General features: G+C 69.3%; 14 protein-coding genes. 3 read left to right on the top strand and 11 right to left on the bottom strand.

All coding sequences use genetic code 11. The features are described from left to right. Position 1 precedes the first annotated feature (1 nt). Positions 2–1,366, top strand: a complete 1,365-nt coding sequence (locus tag B7R21_RS16195) for an MFS transporter (RefSeq protein WP_116284237.1) — start codon at positions 2–4, stop codon at positions 1,364–1,366. 32 nt (positions 1,367–1,398) lie between these two features. Here B7R21_RS16195 and B7R21_RS16200 read toward each other — a convergent pair whose 3' ends face one another. The 9 genes from B7R21_RS16200 to B7R21_RS16240 form a co-directional block, all read right to left on the bottom strand. Then, complete coding sequence (locus B7R21_RS16200; protein WP_116284238.1) at positions 1,399–3,042, bottom strand: PH domain-containing protein; 1,644 nt, start codon at positions 3,040–3,042, stop codon at positions 1,399–1,401. Next, the gene (locus B7R21_RS16205) at positions 3,039–3,524 is read right to left on the bottom strand and encodes a PH domain-containing protein (protein ID WP_116284239.1); all 486 of its coding nucleotides are present in this window, start codon (positions 3,522–3,524) and stop codon (positions 3,039–3,041) included. Before B7R21_RS16205 ends, B7R21_RS16200 begins: the two co-directional genes overlap by 4 nt. Before the next feature lie 4 nt (positions 3,525–3,528). Continuing rightward, positions 3,529–4,014: a DUF3180 domain-containing protein gene (locus B7R21_RS16210; protein WP_172592220.1), complete on the bottom strand. Its 486-nt coding sequence runs from the start codon at positions 4,012–4,014 to the stop codon at positions 3,529–3,531. Next, on the bottom strand, positions 4,011–4,535 hold the full coding sequence (gene folK, locus B7R21_RS16215; RefSeq protein ID WP_116284241.1) for a 2-amino-4-hydroxy-6-hydroxymethyldihydropteridine diphosphokinase: 525 nt from the start codon (positions 4,533–4,535) through the stop codon (positions 4,011–4,013). The genes B7R21_RS16210 and folK overlap by 4 nt, the downstream gene beginning before the upstream one ends. Further along, entirely contained in the window at positions 4,532–4,903 is a 372-nt protein-coding gene (gene folB / locus B7R21_RS16220; RefSeq protein WP_116284310.1) for a dihydroneopterin aldolase, read from the bottom strand. Before folB ends, folK begins: the two co-directional genes overlap by 4 nt. Positions 4,904–4,938: 35 nt before the next feature. Further along, entirely contained in the window at positions 4,939–5,727 is a 789-nt protein-coding gene (gene folP / locus B7R21_RS16225) for a dihydropteroate synthase (RefSeq protein ID WP_116284311.1), read from the bottom strand. Between the two features lie 101 nt (positions 5,728–5,828). Continuing rightward, on the bottom strand, positions 5,829–6,455 hold the full coding sequence (gene folE, locus B7R21_RS16230; protein ID WP_116284242.1) for a GTP cyclohydrolase I: 627 nt from the start codon (positions 6,453–6,455) through the stop codon (positions 5,829–5,831). Between the two features lie 15 nt (positions 6,456–6,470). Beyond that, positions 6,471–8,483, bottom strand: coding sequence for an ATP-dependent zinc metalloprotease FtsH (gene ftsH, locus B7R21_RS16235; RefSeq protein ID WP_116284243.1), 2,013 nt, complete (start codon positions 8,481–8,483; stop codon positions 6,471–6,473). 105 nt (positions 8,484–8,588) lie between these two features. Beyond that, entirely contained in the window at positions 8,589–9,236 is a 648-nt protein-coding gene (locus tag B7R21_RS16240) for a TetR/AcrR family transcriptional regulator (RefSeq protein ID WP_116284244.1), read from the bottom strand. A gap of 103 nt (positions 9,237–9,339) precedes the next feature. Between B7R21_RS16240 and B7R21_RS16245 the strand changes: the two genes are divergently transcribed. Further along, complete coding sequence (locus tag B7R21_RS16245; RefSeq protein ID WP_116284245.1) at positions 9,340–10,926, top strand: MFS transporter; 1,587 nt, start codon at positions 9,340–9,342, stop codon at positions 10,924–10,926. A 106-nt stretch (positions 10,927–11,032) separates the two neighbouring features. Here B7R21_RS16245 and hpt read toward each other — a convergent pair whose 3' ends face one another. Together hpt and B7R21_RS16255 are read right to left on the bottom strand one after the other, a co-directional pair. Further along, entirely contained in the window at positions 11,033–11,584 is a 552-nt protein-coding gene (gene hpt / locus B7R21_RS16250; protein ID WP_116284246.1) for a hypoxanthine phosphoribosyltransferase, read from the bottom strand. A 270-nt stretch (positions 11,585–11,854) separates the two neighbouring features. Continuing rightward, positions 11,855–13,138: a tRNA lysidine(34) synthetase gene (locus B7R21_RS16255; RefSeq protein ID WP_253259858.1), complete on the bottom strand. Its 1,284-nt coding sequence runs from the start codon at positions 13,136–13,138 to the stop codon at positions 11,855–11,857. 121 nt (positions 13,139–13,259) lie between these two features. On the opposite strand from B7R21_RS16255, the gene B7R21_RS16260 reads away from it, so the two are divergent. After that, entirely contained in the window at positions 13,260–13,754 is a 495-nt protein-coding gene (locus tag B7R21_RS16260; protein ID WP_116284247.1) for an inorganic diphosphatase, read from the top strand. Positions 13,755–14,060: the final 306 nt, after the last annotated feature.

Genomic DNA, 14,060 nt, shown 5'->3' on the forward strand with positions numbered 1-14,060 from the left:
CATGACCACGCAGACAGTGCCGTCTGCTGCTCGAACACCGTCCATCCGAACGCAGGGCATCGCGATCGTTGTGGCCGGGTTCGGGCAGAACGCCATCCTCACGACGGTCACGACGTTCCTGCTGGTGTACCTGCTGCAGTACGCGCACATCACGACGGCGGGCATCGCCGTGGTCACGACGGTCATCGCGGTGGCGAAGATCCTCGACGCGGTCAGCGATCCGGTGATGGGCAGCATCATCGACATGACCCGCACCCGCTGGGGCAAGATGCGCCCGTTCATCCTGTTCTCGGCGGCGCCCGTCGCTGTGCTGACCGGACTGCTCTTCAGCGTTCCCACCATCGACGAGCCCGCCCAACTCGTCTACTTCGGCATCGTCTACGTGCTCTGGGGTTTTGCGTACACGGTGTGCGATGTTCCGCTGTGGGGGCTCATCGGCTCGGCCTTCGCAGATCCCGTCTCCCGCAACCGGGTGATCTCCCGGGTGCGGGCCTTCGGGGCGATCTCGCTCGGACTCGCGACCCTCGGCATGCCGTGGCTGGCCCAGCTGCTGAGCTTCGCGCCCGCGTCGGCGTCGGCCGCCGACCAGACGACGGGTGCCGGATGGTCGCGGGCGGTGTTCCTCGTCGCGATCATCGGTATGGGGCTGTACCTGTCCGCGTTCGTGTTCGGTCGGGAGCGGCCTGCGGCGGTCGGTGCGCCGCGCCTGAGATTCCGGCAGCTGTTCGGCGAGCTCTTCCACAACACCCCGCTGCTGATGGTGCTGGTCGGATCCGTTCTCGGCTTCGGACGCTTCGTCGTGCAGGCCGGCGGCGCGGTCTTCGTCGTGATCGCCTACGGCAACGCGGGGCTCTTCACGTTCATCGGGGCGGCGATCATCCTGGGACTCGTTCTGGCCTCATTCTTCACGCCGATGCTGCTGCGCCGGATGTCGGCCCGGCGCCTCATGGTGGCCAGCTCGGTCGCCGGGGCGGTGTTCTATCTCGCCATGTACCTCGTGGGGTTCCAGAGCATCGTCGCGCTGGCCGTCTTCATCTTCCTCACCGGGCTCACCCTCGGAGTCTTCGGGGTGGTGCAGGCGACCATGATCGCCGATGCGGTCGATGACGCCGAGGCGCGCACGGGTGTGCGGAACGACGGGATCTCGTTCGCGTCCCTGACATTCGTGTCGAAAATCATGAACGCGCTGGCCGTGCTGGTGTTCGGCCTGTTCGTCGTGATCGCCGGCTACGAATCCGGGGTGACCGTGACACCCGGCATGCAGAACACGATCTTCCTGTCGATCACGGTCGTGCCGGCGGTCAGCTGCCTGCTCTCGGCGGTGCCGTTCCTGTTCTACCGGCTGCGCGGGGCACCCGCAGCCTGAACGGGCGGGCGGGGAGGCTGCGGGGGCGGGGGTCAGGACGCCCAGCGGTGGGAGCCGTCGGCGCCGAGCGCCTCGACCACCGCCGCCGACACCTCGGTGAAAACCGCCACGGCCGCGCGGCGGTCGATCACCCCGAGTTCGGCCCGCACCGGCCCCGCGATCGTGTTGAAGTGGAGTTCGGCGAGGTCGAGCATCCGCCGCACCGGCCCCTGCGACACGCGCACACTCTGCAGGCGCGCGAGCGGCAGCACGGTGAGTCGCCGCCAGAAGAATCCCGTGCGCAGCAGAACAGCGTCGTCGGTGCGGGCGAGACCCGTGCGACCCCACGAGAACGGACGGAGCCACTGTGCTCGCCGCGGAGCACGCGAGAATCCGGAAGCCGCACGCCCCCTCGCGACCAGGCCCTCCATCACGAGACCCTGGGTGTCGGCGCCCGCCAGCCCGGGCAGCAGCAGGGCGAGAACCTTCTCGACGTCGGCGAGGCGCCCGACGGGCAGCAGAAGTGTGTGCGGCGCCGACGATCCCGCGCGACCGGACGCATGCCCGGCACGGTTGATCCGGATCATCCACCAGCCCATCGGCCGCCACAGGATCGGCTGGGTGACCTCGATCGCGTGGATCCGCCCCGGTGGCAGTGTGTCGTTGCTCGTGCTCAGCAGGCCGAAACCCACCCGCACGCCGTCGGATGTCGCGGCGATCGAATACCGGGCCGCCTTCGAGAAGCGCCGCACGTAGTAGCCGAGCGAGCCGAGGACGCTCGGCAGCAGCAGGAACAGGATGAAGTAGCGGTGCAGCACAAGGGTCGAGAAGAAGAGTGCAGCGACGACGAGCAGCAGCACGAGGGTGAACTCGCTGACCACCAGGGAACCGAGGATGCGGAGCGGGCCGATCTTCACGACCGACTCGGGCGGGGCGGCGTCGAGATCGCGCTCCGGGCCGAGGAGTTCGTGCACGCGCCGGTTCAGGATGCCGGCTTCGCGGTCCTGTTCTGCGGGTGGCAGCGTGGCGGCAGCCGCGACCGCCGCAGCCACCTCGGCGCGCTGCACGCCAGACGCCCGGCGCAGCAGCTCGCGGCGGAGTTCGTCGACCTGCCGGGAGCCGAGGTACGAGAGCTCCACCTTCGCGTCCTGCCCCGCCACGTTGAGCTCGATGCGGGCCGCCCCGAACAGCCGCGCGAAGAGGGGACGGGTGATGTGGATGCCCTGGATGCGGTCGAGCCGCGCCTGGCGGTTGTGGCGGAAGACCACTCCGCTCCGCACCTCCACGGCATCCACGCCGATCCGGAAGGTGTGCATCCGCCACGCCACAGCGAACAGCGCCACCGCAAGCAGCAGCACCCCGATCACGATGAGGATCGCCACACCCGTGAAGCCGGTCTCGTAGATCGCGCTGATCGGGTCGCCGTTGAAGGTGCGGCCAGCGTCCCCGCCGCCGCCCTGGCCTCCCCCGCCGGGGCCGGTCGGCCCACCGCTCCGGCCGATCACGAGCTCGACGAGGCGTTCCCGCAGGTTCGCGAGCACGAAGGCGAGGATCGCGATGAACGCGATGCCGCCCTTCAGCAGCGGCGAGGCCCAGTGCAGGCGATGCCACTCCCCGTCGGTGAGCTGCTCGACGGCCCGGCGCACGCTCAGAGGCGCCGCGGGATGGTGCGGGCCGTCGCCCACAGCCTCGCTCACAACCCCGACCGGCGTGACTCGGCGAGGGCCACCAGGCGGTCCCTCAGCTCGTCGGCCTCGGCCTCCGGAAGGCCCGGGATCGACACCCCGGTCGACGCAGCGGCGGTCACGAACTTCAGGTCGCTGAGGCCGAGCACACGTGCGAGCGGTCCTCGGTTGACGTCGATGAGCTGCATCCGGCCGTATGGAACCGCGACGATGCGGAAGAACATGATCCCCTGCCGGAACAGCAGGTCGTCATCCCGCAGCTGGAACCCGATCGCCCGGGCCCGCCGGGGGGCCACCACGAGCAGCACGGCGGTGACGAGAAGAGCGGCTCCGAGCATCCACCAGCCGAACCAGGCGCCGATGACGAGCACGAAGAAGAGGCTGATGCCCGCCAGAACCACGCCCGTGACGATCGATTCCGCCACCACGACGCCCACGTACTTGCGGCTGACCCGGCGCCACGAGCCGCCGTAGTCGAGCCGGTGGTCGGTCATCCGCTCAGCTCCGCCTGCGGTCGGCGACGGCTTCCGGATGGTCGGGGTCGCGGTCGTCGGGGGGCAGTGTGCAGAGCTTCTCGGCGACGAGCCCGCAGGCCAGGAAGACCACTCCGGCGACAGCGGCCAGGATGCTCAGCCAGAGCGTCGAGACGGTCGGGATCACGGCTCGCGACAGCAGGTACACGACGACACCGACCCCGACGCCGGCGATGAGCGAGCCGACCATGCTCGACGCCTTCGCAAGCACGGCGACCCGCATCGCCCGGAACGGGTTGATCGGGTTCTGGTTGGTCCCCCGGATCGCCCGGGCGATGGGCACGGCCAGCGAGACGACGATGGCGCCCGCAGCGATGAGCGTGATCGACAGCGACAGGGGAAGCGCGATGATGGGCCGACCCGAGGAGGCGAGCCCGAGTTCGACGATGAACCCCGCGAACCCGCCGACCACAGCCAGCAGCACCAAAGTGACCGGGCGGGTGCGTCTCACGATGACCACCGGGCGTGCAGTCGCGGGCTCTCGTAGGTCGCCTTGAGGAGGGCGGCGATGGGTCCGCGGCCCGGGATCTCGGCGCGTGGCTCGATCTCGTACCACGGAGCGAGCACGAACGCCCGCTCGAACGCACGCGGGTGCGGCAGTGTCAGGATGTCGTCGTGCTGCACCAGGCTCCCGAAAGTGACGATGTCGAGGTCGAGGGTGCGATCCCCCCAGCGCTCGAGACGCACGCGGTCGTGAGCCTTCTCGATGCTCTGCAGGGCGCTGAGGAGATCGTGCGGCGTCAGGGCCGACCGCACCAGGATGACGGCGTTGATGTAGGCGGGCGCATCCAGGTCGACACCTTCGGGCTTCAGCGCGTCGGTCTCGTAGAAACTCGACACCTCGTCGACCCACACGCCGTCGAGCCGCCCGATCTCGGCGATCGCCTCACGGAGGGTCGTGTCGCGGTCGCCGAGATTGCTGCCCAGCGCGATGACGACCGGCAGTGTCACGCGCAGCTTCTCACGCCTCACGCGCGACTCCTCGTGATCGTGATCGAGACATCGGTGAACGGAACGGCGATGGGGGCCTCGGGCTTGTGCACGGTCACCCGCACCCGGTTGGCCAGAGGCGAGGCGAGGGCGACACCGGCCACCCGCTCGGCAAGGGTCTCGATCAGATCAACGGGGTCTGCCGCCACGGCATCGTGCACCTGCTGCGCGAGCACCCCGTAGTTGAGCGTCTGGTCGAGGTCGTCGGATGCCGCGGCCGAGGCGATGTCGAGCCACACCGTCAGGTCGATCACGAACGACTGGCCGTCACGGCGCTCATGCTCGTACACACCGTGGTTCGCCTGCACCGTGAGGCCGGTCAGGGTGAGGGAGTCGAGTTCGTCTGGCACTCTGGCGAGGTTACTGGATGCCCCGGGCTCTGCCGTCACTCGGCACCGCGTTTCCACGCTTCCGCCACGGCGAGAGCGGACTTCGTGAGGGCGACATCGTGCACCCGCACGGCCCAGGCACCGTGTTGGGCCGCGAGAGCAGCGATCACCGCGGAGGGGAAGTCGCGGGCATCCATCGACGCGAGCTCGTCGACGAGCTCACCGACGAAACGCTTTCGTGACGCACCCACGACGACCGGCAGCCCGAAGGCGACCAGACGGTCGAGGTGCCCCAGTACCTGCCAGTTGTGTTCGGAGTTCTTCGCGAAACCGAGGCCCGGGTCGACGAGGATCTTCGAGGGGGCCACTCCGCGAACGATCAGCTCGGCGACCCGGTACTCGAGTTCGTGGGCCACCTCCGACACCACGTTGTCGTAGGTCGCGCGGGAGTTCATGACGTCACTGTGCCCGCGCCAGTGCGAGACGACGAGCGGCACATCGAGCGCAATCATCGTCGAGGTCATGTCGGGGTCGGCCAGGGCACCCGACACATCGTTGACGATGATGGCGCCCGCCTCGACCGAGAGCCGGGCGGTCGAGGCGTTCATCGTGTCGACGCTCACCGCCACGCCCTGTTCGCTGAGGCTCCGGATTACCGGCAGCACCCGCGACTGCTCCTCCGCCGGGGCGACGCGGTGCGCTCCGGGCCTGGTCGACTCTCCCCCGACGTCGACGATGTCGGCGCCGGCCGCGGCCAGCTCGAGCCCGTGGGCTGTGGCGGCCTCCGTGCGGAGCCACCGGCCGCCGTCGCTGAACGAGTCGCTTGTGACGTTGAGCACGCCCATGACCAGGGTGCGGCCAGTCGGCAGCCCGGCGAAGGTCGCGGGCACGACGGGTTCGCTCCGCTCGGAACGGCGCCGCCGGGAGAACGCTGCGCCGACCTCGCTCACGAGGACACCTCCGCGCCGATCAGCCCCATCAGCTCCGCGCGGGCAGCGGGCTCCGACAGCGAGCCCCGCGAAGCCACCGTGACTGTCGTGCTGGCGACCTGCTGCGGGCCGCGCAGGGTGACGCAGCCGTGGGCGGCCTCGAGCACAACGAGCACCCCCCGGGCATCCAGACCCTCGGAGAGCGTGCTGGCGATCTGCTCGCCGAGCCTCTCCTGCAGTTGCGGCCGGTTCGCGAGAACCTCGATGACCGCAGGGATCCGGCCGAGGCCCACCAGCCGGTCCCGCGGAACGTAGGCGACGTGAGCCGTGCCGCGAAACGGCAGCAGGTGGTGCTCACACACCGAGCGGAACGACAGGCCCTTCACCAGCACGGGCTCGGGCGAGGCGCCGGAGGCGGCGCCCGGTCCAACGGATCCGCCGAAGCCACCGTCGATGTCGCCACCGAACGGGTACGTCTCACCGAGCTGGTCGCGGGCATCCACACCCACACCGGAGAAGAACTCGGAGTACGCCTCGGCGACCCGCCGGGGCGTACTCTCGAGTTCTGCCCGCGACGGGTCCTCGCCGAGGGCTGCGATCAGTTCATAAACCGCAGCCTCGACGCGTCCCCTGTCAACCGCCACCGGGCCCTGGCCGGACTAGGCGGTCGCCGGACGGGGCGGAGCCTGCGGAGCGCGCTTCGGCTTCAGCTCGGGCTCCGGCTCACTCGTGATCGCGCCGTCGGTCTTGCCGAGGTCGATCGGGGCCTTCGCCGCCCTGAAGTCGATCGGGGGGATCGTCGACACGGGACGCTTCTGGCTGGAGAGCCACTGCGGGCGGGGCGGGAGGTGCCGTACGTCCTTGAAGATCTCGGCGAGCTGGTGCTGGTCGAGAGTCTCGTGCTCGAGGAGCTCGGTCGCCAGGCGGTCGAGGATGTCGCGGTTGTCGTTCAGAACGCTCCACGCCTCGTCGTGCGCGGCCTCGATGAGCTGCCGCACCTCCGCGTCGACCTGCTGGGCGAGCTGGTCGGAGTAGTCGCGCTCGTGCCCCATGTTGCGGCCGAGGAACATCTCACCCGATGCACTGCCGAGCTTGACCGCACCGACGTTGGCAGACATACCGTAGTCGGTCACCATCTTGCGAGCGGTGTCGGTCGCCTTCTCGATGTCGTTCGAGGCGCCCGTGGTGGGGTCGTGGAACACGACCTCCTCAGCGACGCGACCGCCCATGGCATAGGCCAGCTGGTCGAGGAGCTCGTTGCGGGAGACCGAGTAGCGGTCTTCGAGCGGGAGCACCATCGTGTATCCGAGCGCACGGCCCCGGGGCAGGATCGTGATCTTCGTCACCGGGTCGGTGTTGTTCATCGCCGTCGCCACCAGGGCGTGACCGCCCTCGTGATAGGCCGTGATCAGCTTCTCCTTGTCGCGCATGATGCGCGTGCGGCGCTGCGGGCCGGCCATCACGCGGTCGACGGCCTCGTCGAGCGCACGGTTGTCGATCAGCTGTGCATTGGAACGCGCAGTCAACAGCGCCGCCTCGTTGAGCACATTCGCCAGGTCGGCACCCGTGAAACCGGGCGTCTTGCGGGCGAGCACCTCGAGGTCGACACCGGCAGCCAGGGGCTTGCCGCGGCCGTGCACCTCGAGGATCTGCTTCCGACCGTTCAGGTCGGGCGCATCGACGCCGATCTGGCGGTCGAAGCGGCCCGGGCGAAGAAGCGCGGGGTCGAGGATGTCGGGGCGGTTCGTCGCCGCGATGAGGATGACGTTCGTCTTGACGTCGAAGCCGTCCATCTCGACCAGGAGCTGGTTGAGGGTCTGCTCGCGTTCGTCGTGCCCGCCGCCCATTCCGGCGCCGCGGTGGCGGCCCACCGCATCGATCTCGTCGATGAAGATGATGGCCGGGGAGTTCTGCTTGGCCTGCTCGAAGAGATCTCGCACGCGGCTGGCGCCGACGCCCACGAACATCTCCACGAAGTCAGATCCGGAGATCGAGTAGAACGGAACGCCCGCCTCACCTGCGACAGCGCGGGCCAGCAGCGTCTTGCCGGTGCCGGGGGCGCCGTAGAGCAGCACACCCTTGGGGATGCGCGCACCGACCGCGAGGAACTTCGACGGGTCCTTCAGGAAGTCCTTGATCTCCTCGAGCTCCTCGATGGCCTCGTCGTTGCCCGCGACATCCGCGAAGGTGACCTTCGGGGTGTCCTTCGACACGAGCTTCGCCTTCGACTTGCCGAACTGCATGACCTTGTTGCCGCCGCCCTGCATGCCCGAGAGCATGAGCCAGAAGAAGGCACCGATGAGCAGTACGGGCAGCAGGATGCCGAGGAGCGACAGGAACCAGTTCGTCTGTGGCACCTGGTCGTTGAAGCCGTCGGCCGGGGCCGCAGCGGTCACCGCGTCGATCACTTCGGAGCCGCGCGGGGCCACGTAGTAGAACTGCACCTTGCTGCCGTACTTCGAGTCGGCGGTCGCGAGCGTCAGGTCGACGCGCTGCTCGCCATCGATGATCAGCGCCTCGGAGACCTTGCCGTCTTTCAGGAACTGCAGGCCCTGCTGGGTGCTGACCTGCTGGAAACCCGACCCGGTGATCAGACCGAAGCCGATCCACAGGGCGATGGCTCCGAGAATGATGTAAGGAATCGGAGACCGGAAAATGCGTCTGACGCTCATGTCTTTTTTAGGTTCTTGCGGCAAAGCCGGCACCTTTCTGGTCACCAAGTACTCGGCAAGGCTACCTGTGCCGGGCTGGACGGCGCCTGCGTGTTCCCCGTGGGCTTAACTGGAGAGAGCTTCGGACCAGGTCTCGTGCCCGAGCCCGAGGGCGGGCAGCACGACCCCGTCGATGAGCGAAAGCAGGAACTCCCGGTCGACGGGCTTCTTCAGCATGAGGGTGCGGTAGGCCACCATCGACGGGGTGATCATCGAGATCGTGTCGATGTCGCAGTCGGGCGAGATCTCCCCGCGTTCGACAGCCCGCCGCATCAGCACCCTGTTCAGCTCGGTACGCGGCTTCATGATCGCCTCGTTGGCGGCATCGGCGAGCTCCGGCGCCTGGGAGATCATCGACATCAGCCCCGCCATGATCTGCAGCTTCGTATCGCTCTCCTGCAGGGAGTGCGGCTTGATCATCGCCACCAGGTCTCCGCGCAGAGTGCCCGTGTCGGGCAGAGGCTCGTTGCCGTGCATGTTCTTCTTCATGCAGGCGACGGCATCGATCACGAGTTCGGCCTTCGAAGGCCAGCGACGGTAGAGCGTCGCCTTGCCGGCCTTCGCCCGGGCCGCGACCATGTCGATGGTCATCCCGTCGTAGCCGGTCTCGGCGAGCACGGCGAGTGCGGCATCCAGAATCTCGGGGTCGCGAGTGTGGTCGCGCTTTCGACCGAGCTTCGGTGCCGACGCGATCGTGGGGTCGGGTTGCGTCATTGCAACACCCACCTTTCTCTTCTGCGAACCTCAAGGTTACGTCAGTGTTAATTCCAGAACTGAATGGTTCCGATACTTGACAGTACCGTATATAGTTCAGAACATGTCCCAGACTTCTCCCGCCGCGCCGGTCGCGGTCAACTCCCGCCGCTGGTGGACGCTGACTGTCGTCGCGCTCGCCCAGCTCATGGTGGTGCTCGACTCGACCGTCGTCAACATCGCCCTTCCGGCCGCCCAGGCCGACCTGCAGTTCTCCAACGGCGACCGCCAGTGGATCGTCACCGCCTACTCCCTCGCCTTCGGCAGCCTCCTTCTGCTCGGCGGCCGCGTGTCCGACCTGATCGGCCGGAAGCGCACCTTCATCATCGGCCTGATCGGCTTCGCGGCAGCCTCCGCGCTCGGCGGTGCGGCTGACAGCTTCGGGATGCTCGTCTTCGCCCGCGCGCTGCAGGGTGCTTTCGGGGCCCTCCTGGCTCCCACGGCTCTCGCCGTGCTCACCACGACCTTCACCATCCCCAAGGAGCGTTCACGCGCGTTCGGTATCTTCGGTGCGATCGCGGGCGCCGGTGGGGCCATCGGCCTCCTGCTCGGCGGGTTCCTCACCGAACGGTTCGACTGGCGCTGGAACCTCTACATCAACGTCTTCATCGCCGTCATCGCAGTGATCGGCGCCGTCATCTTCGTGGTGAACGCCAAGCGCGAGGGCCCGCGCCCGAAGCTCGACGTACCCGGCACCATCCTCGTCTCCGGTGCGCTGTTCAGCCTCGTCTACGGTTTCTCGAACGCGGAGACGGATGGCTGGGACTCCCCGCTCACGTGGGGCTTCCTCGCCGCGGCCGTCGTTCTGCTGGTCGCGTTCGTGCTCTGGCAGCGTCGGGCCGCGCACCCGCTGCTGCCTCTCGCGATCATCCTGGACCGCAACCGCGGTGCCGCCTACTCGTCTGTGCTGATCGCGGGTGCCGGCATGTTCGGCATCTTCCTGTTCGTGACCTACTACCTGCAGGCGTCGCTCGGCTACTCCCCCATCCAGACCGGGCTGTCGTTCCTGCCGATGATCCTGATGCTCGTGCTCGCCGCGCAGCTGGGCAACAACATCTTCCTGCCGCGGTTCGGCCCGAAGGTCCTCGTCCCCATCGGCATGCTCCTCGGGGCGACCGGCATGGTCTACCTCACGCATCTCAACCTGACGAGCATCTATGCGGCCGACATCCTGCCGCCGCTGATGATCCTCGGGTTCGGTATGGGCACGATCATGCCCGCGTCGATCCAGACGGCAACGCTCGGCGTCGACCGCCGGTTCGCCGGAGTCGCCTCAGCGATGGTGAACACGAGCCAGCAGGTGGGTGGCTCGATCGGCACGGCGCTGCTGAACACGCTCGCGGCGTCTGCTGCGACCGGGTACGTGGCGTCGCACCTGCCGGCGTCGGCTGCGGTGGCCGCGGATGCCGCGGTGGCGAGTTACGCGACGGCGTACTGGTGGGGTGCCGGGTTCTTCGTGTTCGGCGGCATCCTCGCGGTGCTGCTGTTCCGCCGGAAGCCGGTTGCTGCCGCCGGCCCCGGCGCCCCCGAGGCCGCCGCCAAGGCGGCATCCGGAGCGTCCGACGCCCCCGGAGCCCCGGCCTCCCCGGCCTCCCCCGCCTCCCCCGCCTCGGCGACGGACGACCTCCCGGAGCCCGTCTCGGCGCACTGACCGCCCGGCCGCCCCGCGTTCGCGCTCCGGCCCCGCACCTCAATCGAGTGGGCAGTTCGGGCCCTCCAAACCACGGTTTGGGGGCCCGAACTGCCCACTCGTTCGTTCAGCTGTAGACGTGGGGGGCGAGTACGGCGATGTCCTTCAGGTTGCGGTACTTCTCGGCGTAGTCGAGGCCGTAGCCGATGACGAAATCGTTCGGGATGTCGAACCCCACGTACTTCACGTCGAGCTCGATGCGCACGGCATCGGGCTTCCGGAGCAGCGCGCACACCTCGACGGATGCCGGCCCGCGGGAGCGCAGGTTGCCGAGCAGCCAGGAGAGGGTGAGGCCCGAGTCGATGATGTCCTCGACGATCAGCACGGTGCGGCCCTCGAGTTCGCTGTCGAGATCCTTCAGGATGCGCACCACCCCGCTCGACTGCGTGCTGGTGCCGTAGGAGCTGACGGCCATCCAGTCCATCGTGACCGGCAGGCGGAGTTCGCGGGCGAGATCGGCCATCACCATGACCGCGCCCTTCAGCACGCCGACGAGAAGAACATCCTGCCCGGCGTAGTCGGCCTCGATGCGGCGCGCGAGCTCGGCGATCTTCGCGTGGATCTCGGCTTCGGTGATGAGAACGGAGGTGAGGTCGCCTGAGACGTCGCTGGAATCCATGCGATGAGCCTACCGAAGGTGGCGGGCCGGGCGCTGGGCCGGGCGCTGCCGCAGCGAGCCTCCCGACCCCGCCCGGGAGGAGCTGTGCCGATCCGAGCCGTATAACGCGTCGGTTGGGCTGAGCTCCTCCCGGGCGGGCGGTGGCAGGTCAGCGTGCGGCGGCTCGGCGCTCGGGCGGGTCAGCGGGCGGGCGGGTCAGCGGGCAGGCGGCGAATTGGGCCGCGGCGGCGGCTCAGCGGGCGGGCGGGTCAGCGGGCGGGCGGCGGCGGGTCAGCGGCGGGCGAAGACCAGCTGCGCGCCGGTGCGGGCGACGTGGATGCCCGGCAGGTCGACCCCGTTCTGCCCGTGCCACTCGGTGACGAGCCGGAGAGCCGCGAGGGTCTGGGTGCGGCTGAGGCTCACCCCGAACTCCGACGCGACGACGAAACGCACGATGCGCTGCGCCAGCGCGGGCGGATTCGACGCGAGCCCGTGCACATCCACCGCGATACCGGCCTCTGCATGCTCGACGATCTCGGCGGCCCATTCGGCGGCCAGGGCATCCAGAGCCTCGTCGTCTTCGCGCAACTGGTCGGCGGTGCGGGCCAGCGCCTCCGCTATGCCAGGTCCGAGCTCGCTTTCGAGCATCGGAAGCACGGTCTCCCGCACCCGCACCCGCTTGTAGGCAGGGTCGAGGTTCTGCGGATCGTTCCACGCGACAAGGCCAGCATCGGTGACCGACCGGTGCACGATCTGGCGCCGGATGCCCAGCAGGGGCCGCACGAAGACCCCGTTCACGGCATCCATGCCCGACAGGCTCGACGGGCCGGAGCCGCGCGCGAGCCCGAGCAGCACCGTCTCGGCCTGGTCGTCCAGGGTGTGGCCGAGCAGGATGCGGCTCGCGCCGGGCGCGGCCAGGGCCGCCGCGGCGGGCGCGGTCGGCGCGGTCGCGGTCTCGGCCGGCACGGTCTCAGCCGGCGCGGTCTCAGCCGGCACGGTCTCAGCCGGCACGGTCTCAGCCGGCGCGGTCTCAGCCGGCGTGGTCTCAGCCGGCGTGGCGGCGGCGGGCGTGGCGGCGGCAGCAGACGCGCGGAGGGCATCGTCGAACGCTGCGTAGCGGGCGGCGCGGGCAGCCGCTTCGGGGCCGTCGGGGCTCGACGGGTCGACTCGCACCCGGATGACGACCACCGGGTCGAGGCCGAGATCGCGCGCCTGGCCGGCGGCATGCTCGGCGACCGCCGCCGATTCCGCCTGCAGGTCGTGGTCGACCACCACCGCGCCGGCCCGGAACCCTGCACGGGGCGCCTCGAAGGCCGTGGCGATGGCGAGTGCGAGGGAGTCCGGGCCGCCACTGAGCGCCACGAGCACGAGCGGTGCGGTGGCGGGGATGGGGGCGAGCGGGGTGGGCGAGGTGCCTTGGGCAGCGGGGGCGGGCGGGGCGGGCGGGGAGCCCTGGGCAGGCCGGGCGGGCGGGGTACTTCGCGCGGGCACCGACGCGACATCCGGAACCGGCCCCTGCGGACGCTCCGGCAACGACGCGAGGGCCTCACGCACCGCCCGGCGAACGTCAGCCATGGCCGGAGTCAGGCGTGGGCGGCGGGCGGCGGGGTGCATCCAGTAACGTTATTGCAGTTTCGCCGACCGGCATGCGCGGCGGTCGAGGCTACGCAGACACCCCACAGAAGGAGCACCGCCCATGGCCAGCTACGACGCCGTCATCGAGATCCCCAAGGGGAGCCGCAACAAGTACGAGGTCGACCACGAGACCGGCCGCGTCTACCTCGACCGCGTGCTCTTCACCAGCTTCGTCTACCCCACCGACTACGGGTTCTTCGAGAACACCCTGGGCCTCGATGGCGACCCGGTCGACGTGCTCGTGCTGCTCGAGTACCCGGTCTACCCGGGCGTGGGCGTCAAGGTGCGCCCCGTCGGCGTGTTCAACATGTCGGATGAGGCCGGCATCGACTCGAAGGTCATCGCCGTGCCGGCGAAGGATCCGCGCTGGGCGCACATCACCGACGTCGACTCGATCCCGGCGCAGCTCCGCAGCGAGATCGAGCACTTCTTCGAGCACTACAAAGACCTCGAGCCCGGCAAGTGGGTCAAGACCGAGGGCTGGGGTTCGGCCGAAGACGCTGAACAGATCATCCAGAATGGCATCACGAAGCTCGCCGAAGAGGGCACGCACTAGGTTCTGTGCAGAGCGGGCGCTACAGGCGCCCTGTGGAGGAGGGGACGGGCACCGGATGCTCGTCCCCTCCTCTGCGTGCGGGCGCTGTGGCGCCGCTGCCCGTGGGACCCAGAGTGACGCCCGTGGGCCCCGTCCGCGAGACTCCCTAACCGACGTAGAAGAGGATCACCGCCCCGCTGCGTCGGTGGAGGACGCAACGTGCCTGGGGTCCTCTTTTAGAAATGGGGGCGGGCTGGCGGGCCGGGAGCGGGCCGGCCGGGCGGGGCGGGCCGGCCGGGCGGGGCGGGCCGGCCGGGCGGGGCAGAA

The organism is Subtercola boreus, from assembly GCF_003399625.1.
In the GTDB taxonomy this organism is placed as follows: domain Bacteria; phylum Actinomycetota; class Actinomycetes; order Actinomycetales; family Microbacteriaceae; genus Subtercola; species Subtercola boreus_C.